Source organism: Nonomuraea sp. NPDC048892 (genome assembly GCF_040649735.1).
GTDB lineage: Bacteria > Actinomycetota > Actinomycetes > Streptosporangiales > Streptosporangiaceae > Nonomuraea > Nonomuraea maheshkhaliensis.
The window spans coordinates 44679-69634 of the sequence record NZ_JBEZFZ010000001.1 but is presented as its reverse complement, the minus strand read 5'-3'; the positions used below and the strand labels follow the sequence as shown (position 1 = coordinate 69634).

Here is a 24956-nt window from a genome sequence, read left to right as displayed (position 1 = left end):
GAGTCAGAGACCGGATGAGCGGGCTGATGTAAGGCCCGTCATAGGTCCTTCATAGGTCTTTCATGACAATTCCCGAGTGGAGGAAGTGGCCGTGAGATATCAACTGCTCAATGGGATGCAGGCATTCCGGGACGACCGGCCGGTTCAGCTCGGGGAGCGGCAGCAGCGGCTGTTGCTGGCCCTGCTGCTGCTCGCCGAGGGCAAGCCGGTCACGATTGAGCAGGCCATCGACAAGATCTGGGGCGAGAAGCCGATCAGCAGCGCCCGTCCTGTCCTGTCGCAGTACGCCAGTGACCTGCGCGGCCGGCTCGGCCGCACACCCAAGGGGACGCTCGTCCTGCCCACCCACACGACCGGCTACCTGGTGGTGGCCGAGCGGGACCAGGTCGACGTGCATCGTTTCCACGACCTCGTCGGCGCGGCGCGGCCGCTGCTGCGCAAGGACGACGCGCGTGCCGTGGAGCTGCTGCGGGACGGTCTGAGGCAGTGGGGCGGCGAAGGCATGCGACCCGGTGAGCCGCTCAGCGGGCTGCCGGGCCCTGGCGCGGCCAACGCGCGCACCAGGCTGCTGGAGGAGCATCGCGCCGCGGTCGTCGAGTGCATGGAGGCCGAACTGCGGCTCGGACGTCACACCCAGGTGGTGCCCGAGGTCCAGGACCTCGTCGAGAGACGTCCGCTGGACGAGGAGGCGACCCGGCTGCTGATGCTGGCGCTGCACCGCGTCGGCCGGTCGTCGGACGCCCTGGCCGCCGGCGACGAGCTGCGGCGCAGGCTGGGGCACGAGCTGGGGACCGACCCCGGCGTACGGATCAGGGACCTGCGGCAGCGGATCCTGCAGCAGGATCCCGGGCTCGAACCACCAGCCGATTCCCCCGTCATCGATTCCTCTGGAGCGAACATGAGATCAGTCGCGGAGCTCGGGAAAGACGCCGCCCACCTCGTCGCAGAAGCCGTGACAGGCGGTGGGACCGCACACCCCGAAGAGCAGGCAGGCGTGTCCTGGGCCGAGGTCTCCTGGGGCCGGCATTCCGTCCAGCTCCTGGAAATGGTGCGGGTACGGTTCGCCGGGGACACGGCCGCGACGAGCGCGCTCGCCCAGGTCGAGGCCGATCCCGTCGACCCGACGGCGCTCGCGACCCTGGAGCGGGTGCTCGTCGCTCACCTCGGCAGCGACCGCGCCTTCCTGGAAGGCGTTGAGCGCCTGGTCAGGCGGCTGTCGCGGGCGAAGGACGGCTCGCCGTCGATCGTCGCCGACACGATCAAGAACGCCAGCGTCTACCACGCGCCCGTGCACTTCTCGGGCGACTTCACCATCTCCTGAACGCCGCGGAGGCCGGAACATGAGCCAGTCAGTCGAGGATCCTCCGATCGAGGAGGCGGGCGACAAGGCGGAGGCGGAGCAGCCGCCCCAGGCCCGACAGGACAAGGACGACAAACCGCTCAGCGAGGAGGACGCCCTCCGGGCACTCCACCGCAAGGGCGAGAGCGAGGACGAGGCCGAACGCGCGGAGGCGGCGAGGGCCGCCGCGATCGCGGCCAGTGTCATGGAACGGCTGAACGCCGACCCGTTCGGCATGCGGATCGGCACGGTGGCGCTGTTCAACGACGCGGTCAGCTTCGGCGGCGGGATGAACCTCGGGGACGGCGCACGCCGCACCGGGCAGCCGACGGCGCGGATCAGCGAGCGGCGGCTGGCCCACTGGACCGAGGGGCATCTTCCGCTGCCGCGCTTCGACGAGGCGCTGCGGATCCTGGTCGAGCGCCGGCTGCTGATCCTGGCTCTCCCGCCTGGAGGGCGGAAGGCCACAGGGGTGAATCTGCTGGTCAAGGCCGTAAACGAGCAGGCCGCCGTCAGGGAGCGGGCCGTAGGAGCGCAGGAGGCAGGGCAGACGGTGAAAGGTGGTGGGTGTCACGAAGTGCTGGACGCGTCGGCGCTGCGGGACGCGCAGTGGCGGCCGCCCGAGCGGAACAGCGGCTACCTCCTCGTCCTCGACGACGCCACCCCCGGCCTGACTCCCCACCTGATCGACGAGCGGTGGATCGACGACCTGACCGCCTGCCTGAACGAGCACGAGAGCTACCTGGTCCTGGTGACGGGCCCGCCGCGTGGGGCGCTGATGGAGGCCGAGCGTTCTGGGCAGGTGCTGACCACGCTGGGCGGGCTCGATCTCGTACGTCTCATCGAACGCCGCGTCCACGACCGCGAGCCGACCCCCGAGGAGTCGGCCGACCTGCGGCTGCGGCTCATCGAGGCGGGCGCGCTCGAACTCCTGCGCGAGGACACCCGCCCTCGCACCGCGCTGCACCTGGCAACCGTGATCCGCGAGCGGGCGGACCTGGCGGCCAAGGTCAAGGAGTTGCGTGATCCGACGGGCCGGGTCCATGACTGGTTCAGCCGTCATCGCACGCCCGAGGCGATGTGCTTCGCGCTGGCCGCCGCGGCGCTGGAGGATGCCACGTACCTGACGGTCTCGGACGCCGCCGCGCAGCTCTACGATCTGCTCACGCCGGCCGCGGAGGCGCCGCCCGACCTGCGCTTCCGGGAGCGGATCGGCTCCGACCACCCGTGGATCGACGTCTCGGTGGGGTCGGGCGGGCCCGGCGACGTGGCGCCGCGGGTCCGTTATCTCAATCCGCTCGTCCGGCAGGCGGTGCTCGGGTACGCCTGGACCTATCTGGACGGGCAGCGCTCGGCTTTCCTCGCCTGGATCCGCCGGCTGGTCGCCCATCCGGACATCGGCGTACGGGCGCGCACGTCGGTGGCCGCGGGAGTGATCGCTTGGAGCGACTACGACCATGCGCTGCACCGGTTCCTGCGGCCGTGGGCCAGGCACGGCTCCGTCGTGGTGCGCCAGAGCGCGGCCACGGCGCTCGACGTCGTGGGCGGTCACCCCGATCTGGCCGAGGCCGTGTGGCTGCTGCTCGAAGCCTGGGTGGCGGAGGGGGACACGGCCGAGCAGCGCAGGCAGGGGCTGACGGCGGCCGCGGTGCTCGGCGGCGGGCTGGGTGCGGCCCGGCCGCGGCGTGCGGTCAAGGCGTTGCGCGTGCTGCTGGATCGTGACGACTGGGGCACGCTCCTGCCGGTCGGCCACGCGTTGTCCGGCCTGATGGAGCGCGGGAGGGTGGCCGAGGTGCTGGCGGCGCTGGTCGAGTGGTCGCAGCCGCGGGACGCGTCGCCGATGGTGACGAAGGCGCTGGCGGCCTTCGTCTTCGTGGCCGCCCAACCGGTCGCACAACCGGTGGCCCAACCGGCTGCCCAATCGGCCGCACAGCCGGCGGGAGAGGCGTCAGGACAGGGCCATCAGTCGCTGCCGCTGCTGCTGGCCGGCGCGGAGGAGCACCGGCCGCAGCTGATCGAACTGTGGGCCCGTGCCCTCGACCGCAGGCCGGCGCAGCAGCCCGCTCTGGAGACGCTGCGCGAATACGTGGACGTGCACGCGGACCGCGACGCGGCCGCCTACCGCGGTGTCCGCGACATCGTGCTCGCCGTGGCCGCCCGCTCGGGCCGGCACCGGGAGCGGCTGCACCACCACCTCGACGACTGGGCCAGGGCCGCCGGGCGTCGCGATCATCCGGCCGCGCGGCTGCTCGCCGAGCTGGGCCGTTCCTCGTACGCGAACGGAAGGACCTGACATGGAGTTGTACACCTACAACCCGATCACGAAGAGCAGCAACCTGTCGCTGCTCCTGCCCCGCATGCCCCTGCGCCCGCCCGCGCCGGGGACCGCGATGGTGCTGGCTCCGCGCAAGGGCGACCTGCTCACGATCCGGCACGGCGAGTCCGTCCCCGACGCCTGGTACGGCACGTACCGGCAGGTCTACGAGGTGGACGTGACCGAGCACCGGCTGGTGCTGAGCATGCCGCTGCTCAGCAGGGATCCCGCGTTCGGCTTCCCGAGCCTGGTGCGGCTCAACTGCCGGGTCGCCGATCCCGCGGAGATCGTGCACCGCGGCATCATGGACGTCAGCGGCGCCCTGTACCTGCCGATTCAGCGGATGTTGCGCCGGGTCTCGCGGAACTTCGACATCGGCGAGCTGCACCAGGCCGAGGACGCGCTGACCGAGTCGATGCGCACCTTCAGCGGCGACGCCGCGCTCCGGCTGCGCAACGTCACCGTCGAGGTGGTGGTCGACGGCAACGAGATCGTGGCGAGCGGGCGGGCGTACCGGGAGATCGAGCGTGACACCCGGCTCATGGAGATGCGCAGGGAACGCCATCTGCGCATGTTGCGCAGGGACGGCGCGGAGGGGCTGATCGCCGAGATCATGGAGCGCGAGGGCCCGCGGGCGGCGTACGACATGATCGCGAACGCCGAGCGGGAGGAACGTCAGGAGCTGCTGGTCGCCTGGCAGGCCGTGCTCAAGCACTCGGAGGCGGACCGGGAGCCGTGGGAGTCGCTGCAGGCCGAGCGCGCCCTGCGCGACCGCATGAACGGGGGCTCGTCGTCGCCGTTCGGCGGGATCCGCTCGACCCGGCTGCGCGGCACGCTCGCGCCGGCGCCGGCCCTGGAGGACGAGTCCCGCGGTTCCGACGGCGACGGCCGGCGCACCAGCCGGGTCCGCGGTCTGCGGCCGACGAAGATCGAGGAACCGGACAGGTGACGGAGGTCAGGGTCAGGGGCGTCGCCGTCGGCTCCCCGGGCGAGGGCACGATCTGGCACTACCGCGACGAAGGGGTCATGGCCGTGGGGGTGTGGACGGAACGGCGCGACGGACGGGGTGAGGACGCCGAGCCGCTCTTCGCCCACCGCTTTGCGGCGGCCGAGGGGATCGTGGGCGTCTTCGATGGTTTGGGCGGGTCGGGCGCGGGGGCGGCGTGCGAACTTCGTGACGGTACGCGGCGCAGCGGGGCCTGGGTGGGGTCGCGGCTGGTCAGGTCCGGCGTGCTGTCCTGGTTCATGGACGGGGCAGCACGGACGGCGTTCGCGGACGGGGAGGCCCGGGAGACGGCCACCGATGGGGCGGCCCAAAAGACGGCCCAAAAGACGGCGCGGAAGACGGTCGCTGACGAGACGGAGTCGTTGCGGACGCGGCTGGTGGAGGTGCTGGCGGACGTGCCGGCACCGCCGCGAGGCAAGATCGTGAGCCGGATGCGCAGGTGGCTGCCCACGACCATGGCCGCCGCGCACTACCGGCTCGGCGGGGAGCAGGCCGAGTGCCGGGTCCTTTGGGCGGGCGACTCGCGGGCGTACGCGCTGAGCCGCGGCGGCGGGCTGCAGGCGCTGACCAGGGACCACACGGACGAAACCGACAGCCTTCAGCAGCTGGTGCAGGACCCGCCGATGACGAACGTGATCTGCGCCGACCAGGAGTTCACCATCGAGGAGCACGTGCTGCTGCTGCCGCTGCCGTGCGTCCTGGTCTGCGCGACCGACGGCTTCTTCGGCTACGTCGAGACGCCCGCCCATTTCGAGTGCCACCTGCTCAGCACGATGCGGGCGGCGGCGGACGAGCGGGAGTGGGCGGAGCGGCTGGCCAGGCAGGTGTCGGGGTACACGGCCGACGACGCCTCGCTGAGCCTCGCGGCCCTGGGCTACGCCGGGTTCGCGGAGCTCAGGGAGAGCTTCGCCCCGCGCTCGCTGGAGATGGAGGCGCACTATCCGCTCGTCCGCCCGCCGGCCGAGGACGCCGTGGCCAGGGAGTGGCGAGCGCGTACGTGGGAGGACTACCGGCCGGACTACGAGCGGCTCATGCCGGTGGAACCGGGATGAGGGCGGGCGACGTCATCAGGGGATACCGCATCGTCAGCGAGCCGACGAACAGCGGCGGCGGGAGATGCGTGTGGGCCTTCGCCGAACGCGACGGGCGACCGTACTTCATCAAGCGGTTCCTGGACCCGAAACGGCCCAAGAGCGGGTCCGCGGCGAGTGTGCGGCTGCGGATGCGGGCGTGCGAGGAGTTCGAACGGCGGCACCGGGCGGTCATGAGCCGGCTGCGGCACGACGCGGCCGGTGGTGGAAACCTGGTGCTGGCCTGTGACTTCTTCCACCACGGCGCCTCGTACTACAAGGTCACGGAGCGGATCGACGCGGTCGGCACGCCGCGGCCCGGCTCGCTCACGGCCGCGGAGAAGGCGGTGCTGCTGCGTACGCTGGCGCTCAGCCTGGGCCTGCTGCACGCCATCGACCTGGTGCACGGCGATCTGAAGCCCGGCAACGTGCTGATCGTCAAGCGCCGGCAAGGTGCCTTCCACACGGCCAAGCTCATCGACTTCGACGACGCCTACGCGTCCGGCCTTCCCCCGGCACGCGAGGACATCGCCGGGGACATGGTCTACGGGGCTCCCGAATGGCGCCGCTACGTGCAGGGGGACGAGGACGTACGGCCGGAGGAGCTGACCACCGCGGCCGACGTCTTCGCCCTCGGCCTGCTCGCCCATCACTACCTGACCGGCGCGCTGCCGGGGTTCGGCGACCGGTTCGGCTCACCGGCCGACGCGGTGAACGCCGGAACGAAGCTGCGTCTCGACGACCGGCTGTGCGAGCCCATGAGACGGCTCCTGGCCGCGATGACGGCCAGGTCGCCCGGCGCCCGGCCGGGCACGGCGGCGTTCCTGCGGACGCTCAGGAACCCCGCGGTCTGCGAACTGAGCTCCCGGTACGTCACGTCGCCGGGCTCACGAGTGCGAATCAGCATGCGAACAGAGGAGAACCAGCCATGACCTCCGTCGGCGAGTACCAGGGGAACCTGCGGTACGCGGTGGACATCGTGCTCTGCATCGACGTGACCGAGAGCATGGCTCCGGTCCTGGACACGGTCAAGAAGAGCGCCCTGACCTTCCACGAACGGTTGAGCCAGGTGATGGGCGGCAAGGGCAAGGAGATCAGCCGGCTCCGGCTCAAGGTCATCGCGTTCCGCGACTTCGGCGACTTCGCCGAGGACGCCATCGAGGAGACCGGCTTCCTGGTCTTCCCCGAGCAGGCGGACGAGTTCGACGGATTCGTCCGGCGGCTGCGCGCGACCGGAGGCGGCGACGAGCCGGAATCGGGACTGGAGGCGCTGGCTCTGGCCATCGACTCCCCCTGGGAACGGGGGCTCGACCGGCGCCGGCACGTCATCGTGATGTTCACCGACGCGTCGGCGCATCCGCTGCGCTCCCCGCAGGCCGTCTCCGCGCACACCTATCCGCAGCACCTCCCCCAGGACATGGACGGCCTGTTCGAGCAGTGGGGTTACTCCGGGAGCCGGACGGCCGTCATGGAGAACTCGGCCAAGCGCCTGGTGATCTTCGCGCCCGACGTCTACCCGTGGAGCGACATCACCGAGGAGTGGAACATGACGCTGCACTTCCCCTCCACCGCCGGGCAGGGGCTGGAGGAACTGGAGCTGGACGAGATCATCGACACGATCGCGAACAGCCTGTGACCGTTCCCGGGCCGAACTGGCGGTGCTCGCTGTGCGACGTGTGGAACGCCTCCGGCGACGCCGCCTGCCTGGGCTGCGACACCCGTCGCGCGTCTGTCGTGACTCCCCCGCCCGACCTCTTCTTCGCCCCGCCGCCACGGGGGCCGGGGTGGGGAGCGGGAGGACCCGGGGGAGTGGGAGGGCCTGGGAGGGGACCGGTGCCGTGGGCGACGGTGCACGCGCCGTCGCCCGCTCCCCATCACGCCGTCCACCCGCCGCCTGTGCCCCGTCACGCCTTCCACCCGCCGACGCGGCCGGCTGCTCCGCCGCCCGTGCCGTGGCCCGCTCCGCCACCTCCGGCCGCGTCGCCGCAGTTCGGCGCCACGGGCTGCCTGCTGGCGATCGCGGTCGTGGCGGTGATCTTCCTGCTGTACGTCATGGTGATCCTCGTCGCGGCCGCGTCGCAGAGCCCTTCGATGCCGTACGGCAGTCAGCGGGCGTCATGCGTGCCGTGGGCCTCGATCGACAGGTCCTGCCAGTCCTCCCAGGTCTTGAGCCGGGCGGCGTAGGCCTGCTGGATCATCGGGTAGAAGCCCTTGCCGAACAGCACCCGCACCGGCGGGTTGGCGGAGTCGACCAGCTTCAGCAGCGCCTGGGCCGCGGCGGCCGGGTCTCCGGCGGGCATCTTGCCCGCTATCGCGCCGAGCCGCTGACGGACGGCGTCGTAGGCCGGGTCGGTGGTGGCCATGTGGCCGTTGGCGAGCGGGTCGGGGTTGTTGCCGTCGCGGGTGGCGAAGCCGGCGGGCTCGATCACGGTCAGCTTGACGCCGAACTCGGCGACCTCGCCGGCGAGCGCCTCGTTCAGGCCCTCCAGGGCCCACTTGGAGGCGTGGTAGGCGCCGCCGAGTGGCATCGCGATGATCCCGGCCGCCGACGACAGCTGGACGATGTGGCCCGAGCGCTGCTCGCGCAGGTACGGCAGCGCGGCCTGGACCACCCACACCGCGCCGAACAGGTTGGTTTCGAGCTGGTCGCGCAATTCCCGCTCGGTCAGCTCCTCGACCGCGCCGATCTGGGCGTAGCCGGCGTTGTTCACGATGACGTCGAGCCGGCCGAAGTGCTCTTTGGCCTGCTTCACGGTCGCGAAGACGGCGGCCCTGTCGGTCACGTCCAGTTCCAGCGGGAGGATGGCGTCGCCGTAGGTGTCGGTCAGTTCCTTGAGGGCGGCGGTGCTCCTGGCGGTGGCGGCGACCTTGTCACCGCGCGCCAGGGCGGCCTCGACGAAGTTGCGGCCGAGGCCGCGGTTCGAGCCGGTGACGAACCAGACTTTCTGCATGGTGTGCTCCTCGTTTTCAGGGTGACAACCCCTGGACGAGACAGCCCCTTACGGATGTGAGCCGGTCGGGATGTGACCTGCGACACCACCCACTTTTGTCGGGAATGATGTATCAGTGGAGGGCGTGACCCGTACGGAGGAGTTCCAGGAGCTACGGCCGCTGCTGTTCGCGATCGCGTACCGGATCCTGGGCAGCGTGAGCGAGGCCGAGGACGCCGTACAGGAGGCGTGGCTGCGTTACGACGGCTCCGCGACCCGGGCCGAGTCGCCCAAGGCGTTCCTGTCGGCCACGGTGACCCGGATCTCGATCGACGTGCTGCGCTCGGCCCGTGTCCGGCGCGAGGCGTATGTCGGGCCGTGGTTTCCCGAGCCGCTGCTGAGCGACCCGTACCAGGATCCCGCGCGGTCGGCGGAGCTGGCCGACTCGGTGTCGATGGCGGCGCTGATCCTGCTGGAGCGGCTGAGCCCGCTTGAGCGGGCGGTCTTCGTGCTGCGCGAGGTGTTCGCGTTCAGCTATCGGGAGATCGCCGCCGCCGTGGAGCGGTCGGAGGCCGCGTGCCGTCAGCTCGGGGTGAAGGCGCGCCGCCACATGGACGCGGGTCTGCCCCGTTTCGAGGCGGATCGCCGCTCGCGCGACCGGCTCGCCGCGCGGTTCTTCGGCGCGCTCAAGGACGGGGACGTGGACGGGCTGCGCGAGTTGCTGGCCGCCGAGGTGCAGCTGGTCAACGACGGCGGCGGCAAGGTCGGCAGTACGGTTCCGCTCTTCGGCGCGGAGAGGGTGGCCAGGGTGCTGGCCGTCGCCATCCCGCCGTTCGCCTGGATCGGCGCGGTGCTGGAGACGCACGAGGTGAACGGCCAGCCGGGCGCGATCATCCGCGACCGCGACGGGCTGATCGTCATCGCCTGGGCGATCGACATCCTGGACGGACGCATTCAGACCATCCGCTCGATCGCCAACCCCGACAAGCTCGGGCATCTGGGTCCGGTCGCCGACGCCCTCGCGGTCATCCACGAGAAGAAGCAGGCCCGCCGCGACCAGCGGACACCGTGACCAGCGGGCGCCGTGGCTGCGGCGCCGAGGTCGGTGCGGCTCGGTGTCGATGGCGGCGCAGGAGGCGTGTGACCTGGTGGTGAGGTCGGTGCAGGAGGCGTGTGACCTGGTGGTGAGGTCAGCGCAGGAGGGCGCGGGTTTGTGCGAGGGCGTCGACCTGGGTGCGCCAGTCGCCGCCCGCGATGCCGATCACGGCGTGGCTCGCTCCCGCCTCCCGGTACGCGGCCAGGCGCTCGGCCGCTTGCTCGGGTGAGCCGGTGAGGGGGAGGCCGATCACCTCGTCCAGCGGGCGGCCGTAGGCGCCGCTGATGCCGGCGGCGATCTCCTCCCGGGTGGGCAGGCCGTCGCCGCCCAGGGCCGAGGTGCCGCCGATCGCGATGATCGGGGTACGGCGGCCGTACTCGGAGGCCAACTCGGCCAGCCTGGCCCGGCCGGTGGCGACCTCTTCCGGCGAGATCAGGGACGGGAACCAGCCGTCGCCCAGGCGGGCGGCCCGCCGGATCGCCGCCGGCGACGCGTTCCCGACCCAAACGGGCGGCATCTCCACGGCCGGCGCCAACTCCACCACCGGCCCCTGCTCGGCGGCCGGTCCGTGTTCGGTGATCGGCCCGGTCTCTCGCGCGGAGACGGGGAGAGGGGTGAGGTGGGTGGGCTTGCCGGACAGGAGACGCGGCAGGAGTTCCAGTGCGGCGTCCGTGCGGGGACCGCGTGCTCCGTACGGGACGCCGGCCGCGGCCCACTGCTCGGGACCGCCTCCTGAGCCCACGCCGAGGACGAGGCGGCCGACGGAGACGTACTGGAGGGAGGCGACCTGCTTGGCGGCCCACGCGAGCGGGCGGATGGCGGGGACGAACACGCTGGTGCCGATGCTGATCCGGGTGGTGGCCGCGGCGGCGGTGGCCAGGGCGACGGGGGCGTCCAGGGTCGGGCCGCCGATGGCGAGGTGGTCGCCGTGCCAAGCTCCGTCGAGCCCGGCCTGCTCCAGGTGCCTGGCGGCCTCCTGCAACGTGAGGCCGTCCCTGCGCTGCACGCTGACCCCGGGCAGGATGACGCCGATCGCGAAATTTCCCATGCGCCAACGATGCAACCTCAAGTCAGGTCGAGGTCAACGGCGAAACCCGGTGGCGTTCTGGGTGGCCGAAAGCCACGATCGTCCCTATGCGAAAACCCAGGACAGGTGAGCGGCGGTTCGTCGGGGCGGATGACGTGGCGCCGCTGGCGCGGGAGGTCTTCGGCCCGAGCCGGACGCCGGTGACGGTGCAGCGGTTGCGGGGCGGCACCAGCAAGGGCGTCTACCGGCTGTCGGCCGGCGACGGGCGCAGCGCGATCCTCTACGTCTGGAGCCAGGACGAGGACTACTGGCAGGCCCCCACCGGCCAGAGCGTCTCAGGCGGTGAGGGCGGTCAGGGCGTCTCCGGTCCTCCCGACGGTCAGGGCGGTCTGGGCAGTCAGGGCGGTCTGGGCAGTCAGGGCGGTCAGGGTGGGACGGTGGGGGAGCCGTCCGGGATGGAGCTGTTCGAGGCGAGCCGGGCGCGGTTCGAAGGGCTCGGGGTACGCGTGCCGCGCCTGCTCCTCGCCTCCTGCGCCGGCGAGTGGCTGCCGTCGGACGCCGCCGTCGTCGAGGACCTGCGCGGCGGGACCCTGGAGGCGCGGTTGCTGGAGGACCCCGAGAGGGCCGCGCCCATGATGGACCGCCTGGCGGAGTCGTTGCGGCTGATGAGCACGTGCCGGGCGCCCCGCCCTGGCCGGATCGCCGAAATCGATCACGGCAGGGCGGAAGAGGGCGACGGCGATGCCGCCATCGGTCGCGGAGATGACGTCGAGGGGACGTATCACGGCGACGGCGACGGGATCTCCGACGGCGGAGGTGTCCACAACGGCGGCGGCGGAGACTCGGCTGGTGGCGGGGCCTCCCATGGCCACGAGGGCTCGTGTCCTGAGGTTGTGTTGCGGTGGTCGTTGAAGGATCTGCGGGAGGCGGCCGGGCGGGTCGGGCGGATCGCGGCCGAGCGGGACGCGTTCGAGGCCGCCCTGCTCGACCTGCACGCCGCCGTACGCCCGCGACCCGGTCACGGGCTCATCCACGGCGAGCTCGGCCCGGATCACGTCCTGCTGGACGACCGGAACGAGCCGGTCCTCATCGACATCGAGGGCGCGTCGTACTTCGACGTCGAGTGGGAGCACGTCTTCCTGAAGATCCGCTTCGGCGATCACTACGAGCGGTTGCGGCTGGACGGCCTGGACGAGCGGCGGCTGCGCTTCTACCGGCTGGCCCACCACCTGTCGCTGGTGGCGGGGCCGTTGCGGCTGCTGGACGGCGACTTCCCCGACCGTGACTTCATGACGGAGATCGCCACGAGTCACACCGAGGAAGCACTCACCTTCCTGCGCACCCTTCAGTAGGTCGAGCCCGGGCCCGTGGCCGATGAGGAGGTAGTGCACTTGCGCCCCCGCATCGCATCATTTAGGAACATTTCCTAAAAGGAGCTGATGCGGGTGCGCGCACTCTTAGCCGTCCTCGTGCTCCTGCTGGCCGCCGCGTGCGGGCAGCAGGAGCCGGAGGAGCCGGTCAACGCCGAGGACGTGATGTTCGTGCAGATGATGGTGCAGCACCATCGGCAGGGCATCGAGATCGCCAAGGTCGGCACGTCGCGCGCCACCACCTCCGAGCTGAAGACGCTCACCGCGGCGATCGAGAGCACCCAGCAGGGCGAGGTCGAGATGATGCTGCGCTGGCTGCACTCCTGGCAGCAGCCGCTCACCCCGGCCGCGGAGGCGCACGACCACCACGGCGGCCGGCCGGAGACCGACGCCAAGCAGATCCAGGCGCTGAAGGCGTCGAAGAACTTCGAGTACGACCTGTGCAACCTGCTGATCGCGCACCAGGACGACGCCGTGCAGATGGCCGCCGCCGAGGTGGCGAACGGGGTCAACCCTGAGGTGCAGCGGTGGGCGGCCCAGGTGCAGACGTCCCGCCGAGGGCAGATCGACCTGATGATGGACCTGATCAAGAAGTGACCGCCGGACCGTAAGCGCCCGCACAACCACGACCGCAGGAAAACCAAACTCCTCATAGACGCCGTCGCCGAGAAGTGATTAGATCACTTGATATGTCCGAGGTAGCGCGGCCTACGCTTTCCGACGCTCTGACCGAGCGCATGCTGGAGCTCATCCGTACAGGAGGGCATCGGCCCGGCGACAGGCTGCCTTCGACCAGGGAACTCTCCCAGCGCTTCGCCGTCACCACTCCCACCCTGCGCGAGGCGCTGCGCCGGCTTGAGGCCACCGGGGCCATCGAGCTGCGGCACGGCTCCGGCATCTACGTCGGGGCCGCCATCGAGCGGCTGGTCCTGCCCAACCCCAACATGCGCGAGATCCACGCGGCCCAGCTGCTTGAGCTGCTCGACGCGCGGATCGTGATCGAGCCCCCGCTGGCCGCCATGGCCGCCGAGCGCGCCGGCCAGGAGGAGCTGGCGACGCTCAAGCAGGTGCTCGACGGGGCGGGCAGCCACCTGCGCGGCGAGGACGCCGAGCTGCACGACGCGAACATGACCTTCCACCGGGCCACGGCCCGGCTGGCGGGCAACAGCGTCCTGCACGAGGTCGTCGACTCGCTGCTCACCGTGCACGGCCCGGAGCAGCGCGAGATCCTGCAGATCTTCGACGACCGGCGCCGCGACTACGAGGAGCACGTGGCGATCCTGTCGGCCATCGAGGCGCGCGACGCCGCGCGGGCCGAGGAGCTCATGCGCAGTCACCTGGCGGACGTGAAGACGGTCATCCAGCACAGGATGCGACCCCGATAGGGGCCCCCGATGAAAGTCCCCCCGATAGAACCAAGGAGGCCGGCCCATGTTCCGGTCACGTGTGGCCACGCTCGGCGTGGCGGCGCTCGTCCTGACCGCGTGCGGTGGCAACAGCGCCGAGGCGCCGCAGAAGAAGACCGAGCTGACGCTGTACAACGACAAGGGCGCGTGGACCAAGTACTTCGACGAGATGGGCGCGCTGTCCAAGCAGCAGATCGGCCTCGGCATGAAACCCACGGGCTACACCGACTCGGCCCAGTACCAGGCCTTCATCAAGGCGTCGTTCCGGACGAAGGTCAAGCCTGATCTGTTCACCTGGCAGACCGGGGGGATGCTGGAGGAGGTGGTCAAGCAGAAGCAGGTGGCCGACACCACGGCCATCTGGCAGGAGGCCATCAAGGCCGGCGACCTGTCGCAGGACCTCCTGCCCTACTACACCGTCGGCGGCAAGCAGTACTGCGTGCCGATGAACGTCGCCTACTGGGGGATGTTCTACAACAAGCAGATCTTCGACAAGTACGGGCTCAAGCCCCCGCAGACCTGGGACGACCTGGTCGCCACCGCCGAGACGCTGAAGAAGAACGGCGTCAAGGCCTTCTACCACACCAGCGTGCTGTTCTCCTTCGTCTGGTTCGAGCAGCTCATGGCCGGCACCGACCCCGACCTGTACGACCGCCTGGCCACCGGCAAGGCCAAGTACACCGACCCGGGCGTGGTCCAGGTGATGGAGCGGTGGAAGCAGCTCATCGACGCCGGCTACTTCATCAACCCGGGCGACAAGACCGACCCCGGCGACGTGCTGAAGAACGGCAAGGCCGCGATGGTCTCGTTCGGCTCCTGGTTCAACACCAGCATGACCACGCGGGACATGAAGGCGGGCACCGACTACGACTTCTTCGTCATCCCGAACGTGAACCCCGCGCTGCCCAAGACCTCGATGATCTTCGAGAGCGGGCCGCTGTGCTCGCTGACCAAGGCGGCCGACCCCGACGCCAGTCAGAAGTACCTGAAGTGGTGGACGAGCGCCGAGGCTCAGGAGAAGTGGGCGACCAGCCGCGGCGACGTGAGCGCCAACCCGAAGGTGACGATCGATGACAAGGCACTCGGCACGGTCACCAAGGACGCGGGCAGCGGCAAATATCGCCTGGTCAACCGCTATTTCGAGGCCACGCCGCCGCCCGTGCTGACCGCCGCGCTCGACGGGTTCAGCAAGTTCGTCACCGAGCCCGGCACGTACAAGGAGGTCCTGGAGACGATCCAGAAGGCCGCCGACGAGTACTGGAGCACCCACCAGTGAGCGGGGGAACGCCTCACGGGACGAGGCCATGAGAAACACCGCTCCCATGCTCGGCCGGTTCAGGTACGGATACGTCGCGCCCGCGGTCCTGCTGGTCGCCGGGCTGCTCTACGCGCCGTTCGTGTGGACGGCCTACCTGAGCCTGACCCGCTACGACGGCCTTGAGCCGCCGGCGTTCGTCGGCCTGGCCAACTTCGCCAAGCTGTTCCAGGACGAGGCGCTGCTCACCTCCACCCGCAACACGCTCATCTGGGTGATCGGCACCATGGTGCTGCCGGTCGGGCTCGGGCTGCTGGTGGCGGTGCTGTCGTACGACATCAAGGGCGGCGCGTGGTACCGGGTGCCGTTCATGCTGCCGTACGCGCTGAGCGGCGCGGGCCTGGCCATGGTGTGGAGCCCGATCCTGTCCCACGACGGCATCGCCAACCTGCTGCTCGGCGTGGACACCGCGTTCCTCCAGGAGGCGCCCGCCAACACGTTCGCCATGCTCGCGGTCTGGACCTGGCAGCAGCTCGGGGTGAACACGCTGCTGTTCGTCGTCGGGCTGCAGTCGATCCCCAAGGAGCCGATCGAGGCCGCGCGGCTCGACGGGGCCGCGGGCTGGCGGCTGTTCCGGCACGTGATCTGGCCGCTCATGCGGCCGCTGACGGCGGTCGTGGTCGGGCTCGCGCTGGTGGCCGGGCTGAAGACGTTCGACATCGTGTGGGTGCTGACGCAGGGCGGCCCTGGACGCAACTCCGAGACGCTCGCGGTGACCATGTACAAGGAGACGTTCGTGGCCAGCGACTACGGCTACGGCTCGGCGGTGGCCGTGCTGCTGACCGTCGTCACCGGGCTGGCGTCCTACCTGTATCTGAAGAGGCAGGTGACGGCCACATGATCAGGCGTGCCGTGCTGATCGTGCTCGGGCTGGTCTGGCTCGGGCCGACGTACCTGCTGCTCGTCAACGCCTCCCGGCCGGCGAGCTCGTACGATCCGGGCAGCGCCTGGATCCCCTCCGGCGACTTCGCCCTGTTCGACAACTTCGCGCAGGCCCTGGAGGGCGCGAACCTGTCGCAGAGCCTGGCCAGCACCGCGCTCTACAGCGTCGTCTCGCCGCTGCTCGGCGTGATCATCGGGGCGCTGGCCGGCTACGTGATCGTGGTGCTGCGGCTGCGCGGCGGGTTCTGGTGGTTCCTGCTGATCTTCGGCGGCACCGTGTTCCCCTCCCAGATGCTGCTCGTGCCGCTGTTCGTCGGCTACAGCGACGCCGGCCTGTACGACAGCCGCCTCGGCCTGATCCTCGTCTACACGGCGATCAACGTGCCGCTGGCCGCGTTCGTGCTGCGCAACTTCTACTCCGGCGTCGCCTTCTCGATCTTCGAGGCGGCGCGGATGGACGGCGCCTCCACGTGGCGCATCTTCTGGCGCATCTACCTGCCGATCTCGTTCACGGCGCTGACGGCCGTGTTCATCCTGGAGTTCACCTTCATCTGGAACGACCTCATCTTCGGCCTGACCCTCAGCCAGACCGAGGACGTGCGGCCGGTGATGACCGCCATCGCGGGTCTGATGACCGACGTCTACGCCGGCACCCCTGTCCCCGTCGGCCTGGCCGCCGGGCTGGTGGTCTCGCTGCCGACCGTCGTGCTGTTCCTCGCCACCCAGCGCCTCTTCGCCAGGGGCCTGTCACTAGGGAGTGTTCATTGACATCCTCCCCCTCCTGAAGGAGGGGGATTCCCACGGTCGCCCGTGAGGGTTCCTGCTTCATCGCCGGTTGCCCGCCCGAGAGGACTCTCGTTGAGGTCTGACACCAGCTCCACAGACGTTTCAGTTCTCCGCCAGCCCGGCGGCGAGCACGTTCTTCGCGGCGTTCACATCCCGGTCGTGGATCGCGCCGCAGGCGCACTCCCATTTGCGGACGTTCAACGGCATCGTTGCTCGCAGTGCCCCGCACACAGAGCACAGCTTGCTGGAGGGGAACCAGCGGTCCACCGCCACCAGGGTGCGCCCGTACCAGGCGGCCTTGTACTCCAGCATGGAGCGCAACTGCCGCCAGGAGGCATCAGAGATGGCGCGGGCCAGGCTGTGATTCTTGACCAGGTTGCCGACGGTCAGGTCTTCCACGGCGATCACTTGGTTCTCGCGAATGAGCCGTGTAGTGACCTGGTGCAGGTGATCCCTTCTGCGGTCGGCGATCCGGGCGTACACCTGGGCCACCTTCAGGCGAGCCTTTGCCCGGTTGTTCGACCCCTTCTCTTTTCGGGCCAGTGCCCGCTGGGCCTTGGCCAGCTTGCGCCGGCCGCAGCGCTCATGACGCGGGTTGACGATCTTCTCACCAGTCGAGAGTGTGGCCAGCGCGGTAATGCCCGCATCCACGCCTACGTTCTGCGTCACGGCCGGGAGAGGACTGATCTTCTCCTCCACCAGCAGGGAGATGAACCAGCGCCCGGCCGCGTCCCGGCTCACGGTCACCGTGGACGGCTGCGCGCCTTCCGGCAACGGACGCGACCACACGATGTTCAGCGGCGCGTCCATCTTGGCCAGCGTCAACTCCCCGTCACGCCAGCGGAACGCCGAGCGGGTGTACTCGGCCGACGCCCGCGACTTCTTGCGGGACTTGAACGTCGGGTACTTGGCGCGCTTGGCGAAGAAGTTGGCGAACCCCGCCTGCAGATGACGCAACGCCTGCTGCAACGGCACACACGACACCTCCGACAGGAAGCCGAACTCGCCGCTGCGCTTCCACTCCGTGAGCATCGCCGACGACTCCGCGTAGGAGACGCCGCGGCCTTCCACGGTGTAGGCGCGGGTGCGCTCCTCCAGCGCCTTGTTGTAGACGAGGCGGACGCACCCGAACGTCCGGGCAAGCTCTGCGGCCTGCTCGGGGGTCGGGTAGAAGCGGTACTTGTAGGCCCGCTTCACGATCTGCGCCACGCCCCACATCATATCGAACGATCAAGAAATACTCGTGCGTTTGTTCGATACGCCGGTTCGCCTTACGGCGAATCGGCTGCCCCTGTCCTGCTCCGCAGGGGTCCGATTCCTCCCCCGCCTGAAGGCGGGGATCTCCTCGGAGGTATTCAATGACCAGCCGGTTGCTGCAGCGCAGCCTGGGAAGCCCTGACTACGACGGGATCAGGCAGGCGCTGCGCGACGACACCTCCACGCCCGTCATCAGCGTGCGCGGGCTGGAGGTGCGGGTCGCGGTGCTGCCGCTGTTCACCCACGACGGCCGCCAGGCCGTGCGCGTCTGCAGCACCGAGCCGCTGACGCACGTGCTCGTCGGCGTGGACAGCGGCTCGGGCAAGGACGTCACGCTGCTGGTGCCCGAGGTGGACGCGCCGCGCACGCTGACCCTGGAGTGCCGCGACGACGCCGGGGTGGTCGGCAGCGCGCGGATCACGGTGACGCCGCAGCGCAAGTGGAGCGTGTTCGTGGTGCACCACTCGCACCTGGACATCGGCTACACCGACCCGCAGGGCACGGTGCTGCGCCACCACCTCGACTACCTCGACTCCGCGCTGCGGCTGGCGGAGGAGACCGCGTCCTGGCCGGACGACGCCAGGTTCAGGTGGACGGTCGAGTCGTCGATGCCGGCGCTGAAATGGCTCGACGCCCGGCCCAAGGAGATGGTCGACTCCTTCGCCGAGCTGGCCAGGGCGGGCCTGATCGAGGTGACCGCGCTGCCGTTCCAGCTGCACACCGAGGCGTGCTCGACCGAGGAGCTGCACCGGCAGCTGCGCTTCATCGCCCAGCTGGAGCAGCGGCACGGCTTCACCACCAGGTCGGCCATGCACACCGACGTGCCGGGGGCGGTCGTGGGCCTGGTGGACGCGCTCAGCCAGGCGGGCGTGCGTTACCTGGCCGCCGCGCACAACTGGGCCGGGCGCTCGGTGCCCTACCTGCACGGCGGCGACAAGCTCACCCGGCCGTTCCGGTGGCGGGCGCCGAGTGGCAACGAGATCATCGTGTGGTTCACCGACACGCCGCACGGGATGGCGTACATGGAGGGCAACACGGTCGGGCTGACCGACTCCTACGAGCTGGCCGACGACCTGCTGCCGCGTTACCTGTCCGCCTTGGCCACGCGGGGCTATCCGTACGGGCCCGGGACGTTCGGCTGGCAGGGGCCTGACGCGCCGAAGGAGCCGTACGAGCTGGACGTGCTGCACCTGCGGGTGCAGGGCGCCCACGCCGACAACGCGGGCCCGTCGATCGTGCCCGCGACGATCGCGCGCCGGTGGAACGAGCAGTGGGCCTTCCCGCGCCTGCGCTCGGCGGTCAACAGCGACTTCTTCGAACACGTCGAGGAGCACTACCTCGACCGGCTCTCCGTGCACGAGGGCGACTGGACCGACTGGTGGGCCGACGGGCTCGGCTCGGGGGCGCGCCCGCTCGGGTACGTCCGCCGCGCCCAGTCGGCCCTGCGCGTGGCCGAGACGCTGCACACGTTGGCCGGCGTGGACGCGACCGAGCAGATCGACGCCGCCTACGACAAGGTCGCCCTGTTCAACGAGCACACCTGGGGCGCGGCCAACCCGTGGGAGGACGCCGAGGAGGGCGGCGACTCCGGCGGCCTGCAGTGGACGCGCAAGTCCTCGGGCGCCTACTCAGCCCAGGACGACGCGAGCGACCTGCTGCACGCCGCGACCCGCAGGTTCGCCGCGGCGCTGTCGGAGCGGGGCACCGAGGGCGGCGCGCTGGCCTCCTTCGCCGTCTTCAACCCGGCCACCTGGGCCCGTACCGACGTCGTGCGCGCGTTCCTGCCGCGCGACGTGGTGGGCCCGGACGTGCCGATCGCGCTGGTCGACTCGCGGACCGGGCGGACGCTGCCGCACCACGAGGAGCTGGTGGACCCGGCGGACTGGCCGACCAGGCCGATCGGGCGGCACGTGCACGCCGTCGTGCCGGACATTCCGGGCTACGGCTACGCCCGCATCGACGTCGTTCCCGGCGAGGCACAGGCGCCCGAGCCGGTCGAGCTCGACCGGGACGGCGTGATCGAGAACGAGTTCTACCGCGTCGCGTACGACGTGCGCGAAGGCTACGTCAGCTCGATCTTCGACAAGCGCGCGGGCAGGGAACTCGTCAACGGCGAGGCCGCGGCCGGCTTCGGTCAGTACGTCTACGACCAGTACGCCACCGCCCCCCATTTCAACCACATGTCGGGACATGTCGGTGCGCAGGACCGCACGCTGCTCGGCGACCGCGCCATCGGCCGGGGCGCCGTCGTCAAGGAGGTCACGCGCACGGCCGTGGGCGAGAAGCTGGTCGTGGAGTTGCAGGGCAAGGGCGTGGACTGGATCCGGACCACGATCGAGCTGCACCACGGCGTGCCCAGGCTCGACCTGACCTACCAGCTCGCCAAGCAGGGCACCCCGGCCAAGGAGGCGGTCTTCCTGGCCTTCCCGTTCGCCGCGGGCAAGGCCACCGCCTGGGAGCTGACCGGCGGCGTCGGCGGCCCCGACGTGGCGAGAGTGCCGGGCTCGGCCGAGTACATGCTGCCGATCAGGCACTGGATCGCCTTCGACGAGCCAGGGCTGAGCATCGCGTGGGCCACGCTGGAGGCGCCGCTGGTGCAGCTCGGCACCATCCACATGCCGTACGCGCCGTTCCCGCCGACCCTCGACGAGGAGGACGGCACGGTCTACTCGTGGGCGCTCAACAACATCTGGGACACCAACTTCCCCACTCAGCAGCAAGGTGAGACCACCTTCCGCTACGCGGTCACCTCCAGCGTCGAGGCGACCGGTGTGCGGCTCGGCGCCGCGGCCGCCGCCGGGTTGTGCGAGCCGTTCGTCGGCGTGCTGGTCACCGACAGCCCGGACGTGTCGGAGACGTACGCGTCGGTCGACCATCCGGACGTGCTGATCACCTCGCTCGGCCACGACGGCGTCGTGCGGCTGCAGTCGCTGGCCGCCGAGCCGGTGCGGGCGACGGTGACGATGCCGGGATTCGAGCCGGCCGACGTGAGCCTGCCCGCCTGCGGGGTGGCCGTGGTCAGGGGGACGCGTCAGTGAAGATCGTCGACATCAGGGCCACGACGGTCGCGGTCCCGCTCGAAGCGCCGCTGCGGCACAGCAACGGCGCACACTGGGGCCGGTTCGTCCGCACGATCGTCGAGGTCGAGGCCGACAACGGGCTGATCGGCCTGGGGGAGATGGGCGGCGGGGGCGAGAGCGCCGAGGCGGCGTTCAGCGCGTTGCTGCCGTACCTGAAGGATCATGACCCGTTCCAGCTTGAGGCGCTGCGTTTCAAGATCGCGAACCCGACGGCCTCGCTCTACAACAACCGCACGCAGCTGCTGGCCGCGATCGAGTTCGCCTGCCTCGACCTGATCGGCCAGCATCTCGGGGTGCCCGTGCACGACCTGCTCGGCGGGCGCGTGCGCGACCGGGTGCCGTTCGCCTCCTACCTGTTCTTCCGGTACGCCGCAGAAGGCCATCCCGAGATCCGCACCCCCGACCAGCTCGTCGAGCACACGGCCGCGCTCAAGGCGGCCCACGGGTTCACCGTGCACAAGCTGAAGGGCGGAGTGTTCCCGCCGGACCACGAGCTGGAGTGCTACCGCGCCCTGGCCGAGGCGTTCCCGGGAGACCGGCTCAGGTACGACCCCAACGCCGTGCTGTCGGTGGCCGAGGGCCTGCGCTTCGGCAAGGCCATCGAGCACCTGGACAACGACTACCTGGAGGACCCCGTCTGGGGGCTCGAAGGGCTGCGGATCGTGCGCGAGCAGGTCAGGGTGCCGCTGGCGACCAACACGGTGGTGGTCAACTTCGAGCAGCTCGCCTCCAACGTGCTGCGCAGAGGCGCCGACGTGATCCTGCTCGACACGACGTTCTGGGGTGGCATCAGGCCGTGCGTGAAGGCGGCGGGGGTGTGCGAGACGTTCCAGCTCGGGGTGGCCGTGCACTCGTCGGGGGAGCTGGGCATCCAGCTCGCGACCATGCTGCACCTGGGTGCGGTGCTGCCCAACCTCACCTACTCTGCCGACGCGCACTACCACCAGCTCAGGGACGACGTGATCGAGGGCGGCAAGATGGCGTACTCGGAGGGCGCCATCTCCGTCCCGTCCGGTCCAGGGCTGGGCGTGCGGCTGGACAAGGAGCGGGTGGCCCGGTACGCGGAGCTCTACCGGGAGCAGGGCGGCTACCCGTATGACCGTGATCCGGGGCGTCCCGGCTGGTACGCCACGGTGCCCAACGAGCGCTTCGCGGACCCGGAGCGCGATATCGCACCATAATGTGTTGAATGTCTGAAGAGTCGAAGCAATCCCTTGCCGACAACCTCGTCACCACCAGCCACACCCTGCCCTCCGGCCAGTCGTACACCGCGACGACCGGGACCATGGTGCTGCGCGAAGAGGTGGTCACCGACGGCAAGTTCGAGGGGCTGCGGCCCAAGGCCGAGGTGTTCGTCACCGCGTACACGCTGGACGGGGCCGAGCCGCTGAGCCGGCCGGTCACGTTCGCGTTCAACGGCGGGCCGGGCTCGTCCAGCGTGTGGCTGCACCTGGGCGTGCTCGGGCCCCGCCGGGTCGTCATGGGGGACGCGGGGGCGCTGCTGCCGCCGCCGTACGGGCTGGTGGACAACGAGGAGAGTCTGCTCCAGGTGAGCGACCTCGTCTTCATCGACCCCGTCTCCACCGGCTACTCCCGGGTGGCAGAAGGGGAGAAGACCGAGCCTTACCACGGCTTCGCCGGCGACCTGGAGTCCGTCGGCGAGGTGATCAGGTTGTGGACGACCAGGAACGGGCGGTGGATGTCGCCGAAGTTCCTGGCCGGCGAGTCGTACGGGACCGTGCGGGCCGCCGGCCTGGCCGACCACCTGCAGTCGCGCTACGGCATGTACTTCAACGGCGTCATCCTCATCTCGTCCGTGCTCGACTACATCACGGGCGAGTTCAACGACGGCAACGACCTGGCCTACGCCCTCTACCTGCCGACCTACGCGGCCATCGCCCACCACCACGGCCTGCACGGCGACCGGCCGCTGGCCGAGGTGCTGCGCGAGGCCGAGGAGTACGCCTCGGGCGAGTACCTGTGGGCGCTCACCCGGGGCAACCGGCTCACCGCCGAGGAACGTTCCGAGGCGGTCGCCAGGGTCGCCGCGCTGGCCGGGCTCAGCGAGGACTACGTGGACCGGGTCAACCTGCGCATCGAGCACATCAGGTTTTTCACCGAGGTGCTGCGCCCGCGCCGCCAGGTCGTCGGCCGGCTCGACGGCCGCTTCACCGGCTGGGACCCCGACTCCGGCCGCGAGCACTTCACCGCCGACCCCAGCATGGACGCCATCATGGGGCCCTACAGCGCCGCGCTCAACCACTACCTGCGCACGGAGCTGGGCTACGCCAACGACCTGCCGTACGAGATCCTCACCTCACGCGTGCAGCCGTGGTCGTACAAGGAGTTCGAGAACGCGCACGTGCAGGTAGCCTCCAACTTGGGGGCAGCCATGCGGGCCAACCCGCACCTGCGGGTGCACGTGGCCTGCGGCTACCACGACGGCGCGACGCCGTACTTCGCCGCCGAGCACACCTTCGCCCACCTGCCCGTGCCCGCCGAGCTGGCCGCCCGGATCGAGTTCAGGTACTACGAGGCCGGCCACATGATGTACGTCCACGAGCCCAGCAGGCTGGCCCAGTCAGCGCACCTGGCGGCCTTCGTGCTCGGCGAGCAGGCGTGAGGCCCGGCCCAGGCGCTGCTTGAGGTTGGCGCGCAGCGCGGCGAAGCGCCCGGCGTTGTCGCGGATGACGGCGCGCTGCAACTCGGCGTCGGCCGCGTACCAGGCGGAGACCAGGCCGGCGGACCACTTGCAGGTCGTGTCCGCGGTCGCGACCTGCTTCTCGTCCTCGGTCACGGCCGGCTTGTCGAGGTCCCAGCGGCTGTCGCCGATGGCCGCCTCTGGAGCCGGGTAGGAGTGGCCCGCCTGGGTCATGCACGACTGCCAGCGCCTGACCGCCGCCGTCACCGACGGGTGCTTGGCGGCCTGCTCCAGCGTGAGCGAGTCCTGCAGCGCCAGCCACGGCCAGTCCGCCTGGCGCGCGCCCTTGTCCAGGGTGAGCGTGGCGCGGTCGAGGCAGCCGCGGTTCGCGGCGGTGCCGTACAGGCGGTGGCGGGCCCGCACGGGCAGCTTGCCGGCCCAGGCGCCGGTGGTGTCGGGGGAGGGCGGCCTGGCCAGGTGGTAGCCGTGGCTCCTGGCGGCCCCGATGTCGGTGACGCCGTAACGGCGTGAGTTGCCGGGATCGATCGCGGCGATGGCGGCCGGATCCTCGGCGGGCGGCGCGACGGTGATGCCCTGCTCGCGCATGCATCGCGCGACGAGTGCGTTGTGGGCGTTGCCCAGGACGGCCCGCTGCTCGGGAGTGGTCTTATAGGCGTCGAACGGCAGCACCAGCTGCGACACCGAGGTGACGCCCCGCGCGGGCGCCGGTGCCGCGGGCTCGTCGGCGCGGCAGGCCGCGGTGGCCGTCACGAGCAGCAGCGCGCTCGCGATCAGCCCGCGGCAGCCGGTTTCCGGCGGCCAAGCCCGGAAACCGGCACTCCCTGTATTGCTCAGTGGCACCAGATGTCGATCGCGCTGGTGCGGTTGTTGCCGACGGCGTTGTTCGCCAGGAACCCGTCGTTCGAGTTGTGCGTGAACGTGCTGTGGGCGCCGGTGTAACCCGGGTGCTGCCAGAGGGTGGCGCTGCAGCCGACGCGGTTCCTGACCGAGCTGGTCTGGTTGTTCATGCTGACCCAGGAATTGCTGAAGTCCCAGTTCAGCCAGTTGTTGTCGGCGAAGTTGGAATCGTCTTGGGTGAAGTCCCGCCAGTGGTCGACCTGGCCGCGGTTGTAGTCGTAGCCGGCGTACAGGCAGACACGACCGCCGTAGCAGGTCGAGCGGGGGCTGGCCACCGCGGCGGCTGCGGGGGCGAGCGCGGTGAACAGAGTGGCCGCGGCGATGAAGCCGGCGGCCTTCTTGGATAGCCTCACAGGTCTCTCCTCGATCAGTGAGTCGTTTCGACCTCGTAACTTAGCGTGCTGAATCGAACGCGAGTTGTACTGACTCGCCGATTCCAAAAGGGCTCCACGCCCAGTGAAGGGTCGCGTGCCCAGGCCCGCCGACTCACTCGTATCAGGCTGATGAACTGCGCCTTCA

22 protein-coding genes are annotated in these 24956 nt (G+C 70.3%); 16 read left to right on the top strand and 6 right to left on the bottom strand.

What is annotated here, in order from left to right; all coding sequences use genetic code 11:
* The first annotated feature begins 91 nt into the window (after window positions 1–91).
* The 6 genes from AB0C28_RS00325 to AB0C28_RS00300 are packed head-to-tail and all read left to right on the top strand — an operon-like array spanning window position 92 to window position 7365.
* A complete protein-coding gene (locus AB0C28_RS00325; protein ID WP_358072372.1) occupies window positions 92–1321 on the top strand; it encodes a BTAD domain-containing putative transcriptional regulator in 1230 nt (409 codons plus the stop codon).
* Between the two features lie 19 nt (window positions 1322–1340).
* Window positions 1341–3632 carry a hypothetical protein gene (locus tag AB0C28_RS00320; protein WP_358072370.1) on the top strand — a complete coding sequence of 764 codons (2292 nt, stop codon included), beginning with the start codon at window positions 1341–1343 and terminating at the stop codon, window positions 3630–3632.
* A 1-nt stretch (window position 3633) separates the two neighbouring features.
* Complete coding sequence (locus AB0C28_RS00315; protein WP_357862818.1) at window positions 3634–4602, top strand: hypothetical protein; 969 nt, start codon at window positions 3634–3636, stop codon at window positions 4600–4602.
* Window positions 4599–5711 (top strand): hypothetical protein, encoded by a 1113-nt coding sequence (locus AB0C28_RS00310; RefSeq protein ID WP_357862816.1) that lies wholly within the window; start codon window positions 4599–4601, stop codon window positions 5709–5711. Before AB0C28_RS00315 ends, AB0C28_RS00310 begins: the two co-directional genes overlap by 4 nt.
* Complete coding sequence (locus AB0C28_RS00305) at window positions 5708–6661, top strand: serine/threonine protein kinase (protein ID WP_358072368.1); 954 nt, start codon at window positions 5708–5710, stop codon at window positions 6659–6661. Before AB0C28_RS00310 ends, AB0C28_RS00305 begins: the two co-directional genes overlap by 4 nt.
* A complete protein-coding gene (locus AB0C28_RS00300; protein ID WP_357862812.1) occupies window positions 6658–7365 on the top strand; it encodes a vWA domain-containing protein in 708 nt (235 codons plus the stop codon). Before AB0C28_RS00305 ends, AB0C28_RS00300 begins: the two co-directional genes overlap by 4 nt.
* A 268-nt stretch (window positions 7366–7633) precedes the next feature.
* Here the strand turns inward: AB0C28_RS00300 and AB0C28_RS00295 are convergent, their stop codons facing one another.
* Together AB0C28_RS00295 and AB0C28_RS00290 are read right to left on the bottom strand one after the other, a co-directional pair.
* Entirely contained in the window at window positions 7634–7783 is a 150-nt protein-coding gene (locus tag AB0C28_RS00295; RefSeq protein WP_357862810.1) for a hypothetical protein, read from the bottom strand.
* A 51-nt stretch (window positions 7784–7834) separates the two neighbouring features.
* Window positions 7835–8680 carry an SDR family NAD(P)-dependent oxidoreductase gene (locus AB0C28_RS00290; protein ID WP_358072366.1) on the bottom strand — a complete coding sequence of 282 codons (846 nt, stop codon included), beginning with the start codon at window positions 8678–8680 and terminating at the stop codon, window positions 7835–7837.
* A gap of 124 nt (window positions 8681–8804) precedes the next feature.
* Here AB0C28_RS00290 and AB0C28_RS00285 point away from each other — a divergent pair, with 124 nt between their 5' ends.
* Window positions 8805–9731: an RNA polymerase sigma-70 factor gene (locus AB0C28_RS00285; protein ID WP_357862835.1), complete on the top strand. Its 927-nt coding sequence runs from the start codon at window positions 8805–8807 to the stop codon at window positions 9729–9731.
* A 118-nt stretch (window positions 9732–9849) separates the two neighbouring features.
* Here AB0C28_RS00285 and AB0C28_RS00280 read toward each other — a convergent pair whose 3' ends face one another.
* Window positions 9850–10803 carry an LLM class flavin-dependent oxidoreductase gene (locus AB0C28_RS00280; RefSeq protein WP_358072364.1) on the bottom strand — a complete coding sequence of 318 codons (954 nt, stop codon included), beginning with the start codon at window positions 10801–10803 and terminating at the stop codon, window positions 9850–9852.
* Window positions 10804–10889: 86 nt separating this feature from the next.
* On the opposite strand from AB0C28_RS00280, the gene AB0C28_RS00275 reads away from it, so the two are divergent.
* From AB0C28_RS00275 to AB0C28_RS00250, 6 genes are all read left to right on the top strand, one after another.
* Window positions 10890–12134, top strand: a complete 1245-nt coding sequence (locus AB0C28_RS00275) for a phosphotransferase (RefSeq protein ID WP_357862804.1) — start codon at window positions 10890–10892, stop codon at window positions 12132–12134.
* A gap of 93 nt (window positions 12135–12227) precedes the next feature.
* A complete protein-coding gene (locus AB0C28_RS00270; RefSeq protein WP_357862802.1) occupies window positions 12228–12749 on the top strand; it encodes a DUF305 domain-containing protein in 522 nt (173 codons plus the stop codon).
* 92 nt (window positions 12750–12841) lie between these two features.
* A complete protein-coding gene (locus AB0C28_RS00265) occupies window positions 12842–13537 on the top strand; it encodes a FadR/GntR family transcriptional regulator (RefSeq protein ID WP_357862800.1) in 696 nt (231 codons plus the stop codon).
* A 46-nt stretch (window positions 13538–13583) separates the two neighbouring features.
* The gene (locus AB0C28_RS00260) at window positions 13584–14834 is read left to right on the top strand and encodes an ABC transporter substrate-binding protein (protein ID WP_357862798.1); all 1251 of its coding nucleotides are present in this window, start codon (window positions 13584–13586) and stop codon (window positions 14832–14834) included.
* Between the two features lie 28 nt (window positions 14835–14862).
* The gene (locus AB0C28_RS00255) at window positions 14863–15714 is read left to right on the top strand and encodes a sugar ABC transporter permease (RefSeq protein ID WP_357862796.1); all 852 of its coding nucleotides are present in this window, start codon (window positions 14863–14865) and stop codon (window positions 15712–15714) included.
* Window positions 15711–16523, top strand: a complete 813-nt coding sequence (locus AB0C28_RS00250) for a carbohydrate ABC transporter permease (protein WP_358072362.1) — start codon at window positions 15711–15713, stop codon at window positions 16521–16523. Before AB0C28_RS00255 ends, AB0C28_RS00250 begins: the two co-directional genes overlap by 4 nt.
* A gap of 120 nt (window positions 16524–16643) precedes the next feature.
* Here the strand turns inward: AB0C28_RS00250 and AB0C28_RS00245 are convergent, their stop codons facing one another.
* On the bottom strand, window positions 16644–17750 hold the full coding sequence (locus AB0C28_RS00245) for an RNA-guided endonuclease TnpB family protein (RefSeq protein ID WP_357862792.1): 1107 nt from the start codon (window positions 17748–17750) through the stop codon (window positions 16644–16646).
* A 149-nt stretch (window positions 17751–17899) separates the two neighbouring features.
* Between AB0C28_RS00245 and AB0C28_RS00240 the strand changes: the two genes are divergently transcribed.
* From AB0C28_RS00240 to AB0C28_RS00230, 3 genes are read left to right on the top strand one after another with little or no spacing between them, the layout of a single operon-like run.
* The gene (locus tag AB0C28_RS00240) at window positions 17900–20836 is read left to right on the top strand and encodes a glycoside hydrolase family 38 C-terminal domain-containing protein (protein WP_358072360.1); all 2937 of its coding nucleotides are present in this window, start codon (window positions 17900–17902) and stop codon (window positions 20834–20836) included.
* The gene (locus AB0C28_RS00235; RefSeq protein WP_357862788.1) at window positions 20833–22059 is read left to right on the top strand and encodes an enolase C-terminal domain-like protein; all 1227 of its coding nucleotides are present in this window, start codon (window positions 20833–20835) and stop codon (window positions 22057–22059) included. Before AB0C28_RS00240 ends, AB0C28_RS00235 begins: the two co-directional genes overlap by 4 nt.
* 8 nt (window positions 22060–22067) lie before the next feature.
* Window positions 22068–23501 carry a peptidase S10 gene (locus AB0C28_RS00230; protein ID WP_358072358.1) on the top strand — a complete coding sequence of 478 codons (1434 nt, stop codon included), beginning with the start codon at window positions 22068–22070 and terminating at the stop codon, window positions 23499–23501.
* Here AB0C28_RS00230 and AB0C28_RS00225 read toward each other — a convergent pair.
* Complete coding sequence (locus tag AB0C28_RS00225; protein ID WP_358072356.1) at window positions 23460–24380, bottom strand: hypothetical protein; 921 nt, start codon at window positions 24378–24380, stop codon at window positions 23460–23462. The genes AB0C28_RS00230 and AB0C28_RS00225 overlap by 42 nt on opposite strands.
* Window positions 24371–24790, bottom strand: a complete 420-nt coding sequence (locus AB0C28_RS00220; RefSeq protein WP_346100783.1) for a peptidase inhibitor family I36 protein — start codon at window positions 24788–24790, stop codon at window positions 24371–24373. Before AB0C28_RS00220 ends, AB0C28_RS00225 begins: the two co-directional genes overlap by 10 nt.
* Between the last annotated feature and the right edge of the window lie 166 nt (window positions 24791–24956).

What these genes read in the sequence shown, in the direction of transcription:
- AB0C28_RS00250 (WP_358072362.1), top strand. Translation starts at nt 15,711, where the DNA reads ATGATCAGGCGTGCCGTGCTGATCGTGCTCGGGCTGGTCTGGCTCGGG.
- AB0C28_RS00290 (WP_358072366.1), bottom strand. Translation starts at nt 8,680, where the DNA reads ATGCAGAAAGTCTGGTTCGTCACCGGCTCGAACCGCGGCCTCGGCCGC.
- AB0C28_RS00320 (WP_358072370.1), top strand. Translation starts at nt 1,341, where the DNA reads ATGAGCCAGTCAGTCGAGGATCCTCCGATCGAGGAGGCGGGCGACAAG.
- AB0C28_RS00300 (WP_357862812.1), top strand. Translation starts at nt 6,658, where the DNA reads ATGACCTCCGTCGGCGAGTACCAGGGGAACCTGCGGTACGCGGTGGAC.
- AB0C28_RS00275 (WP_357862804.1), top strand. Translation starts at nt 10,890, where the DNA reads ATGCGAAAACCCAGGACAGGTGAGCGGCGGTTCGTCGGGGCGGATGAC.
- AB0C28_RS00260 (WP_357862798.1), top strand. Translation starts at nt 13,584, where the DNA reads ATGTTCCGGTCACGTGTGGCCACGCTCGGCGTGGCGGCGCTCGTCCTG.
- AB0C28_RS00280 (WP_358072364.1), bottom strand. Translation starts at nt 10,803, where the DNA reads ATGGGAAATTTCGCGATCGGCGTCATCCTGCCCGGGGTCAGCGTGCAG.
- AB0C28_RS00305 (WP_358072368.1), top strand. Translation starts at nt 5,708, where the DNA reads ATGAGGGCGGGCGACGTCATCAGGGGATACCGCATCGTCAGCGAGCCG.
- AB0C28_RS00230 (WP_358072358.1), top strand. Translation starts at nt 22,068, where the DNA reads ATGTCTGAAGAGTCGAAGCAATCCCTTGCCGACAACCTCGTCACCACC.
- AB0C28_RS00255 (WP_357862796.1), top strand. Translation starts at nt 14,863, where the DNA reads ATGAGAAACACCGCTCCCATGCTCGGCCGGTTCAGGTACGGATACGTC.
- AB0C28_RS00265 (WP_357862800.1), top strand. Translation starts at nt 12,842, where the DNA reads ATGTCCGAGGTAGCGCGGCCTACGCTTTCCGACGCTCTGACCGAGCGC.
- AB0C28_RS00240 (WP_358072360.1), top strand. Translation starts at nt 17,900, where the DNA reads ATGACCAGCCGGTTGCTGCAGCGCAGCCTGGGAAGCCCTGACTACGAC.
- AB0C28_RS00315 (WP_357862818.1), top strand. Translation starts at nt 3,634, where the DNA reads ATGGAGTTGTACACCTACAACCCGATCACGAAGAGCAGCAACCTGTCG.
- AB0C28_RS00295 (WP_357862810.1), bottom strand. Translation starts at nt 7,783, where the DNA reads ATGACGTACAGCAGGAAGATCACCGCCACGACCGCGATCGCCAGCAGG.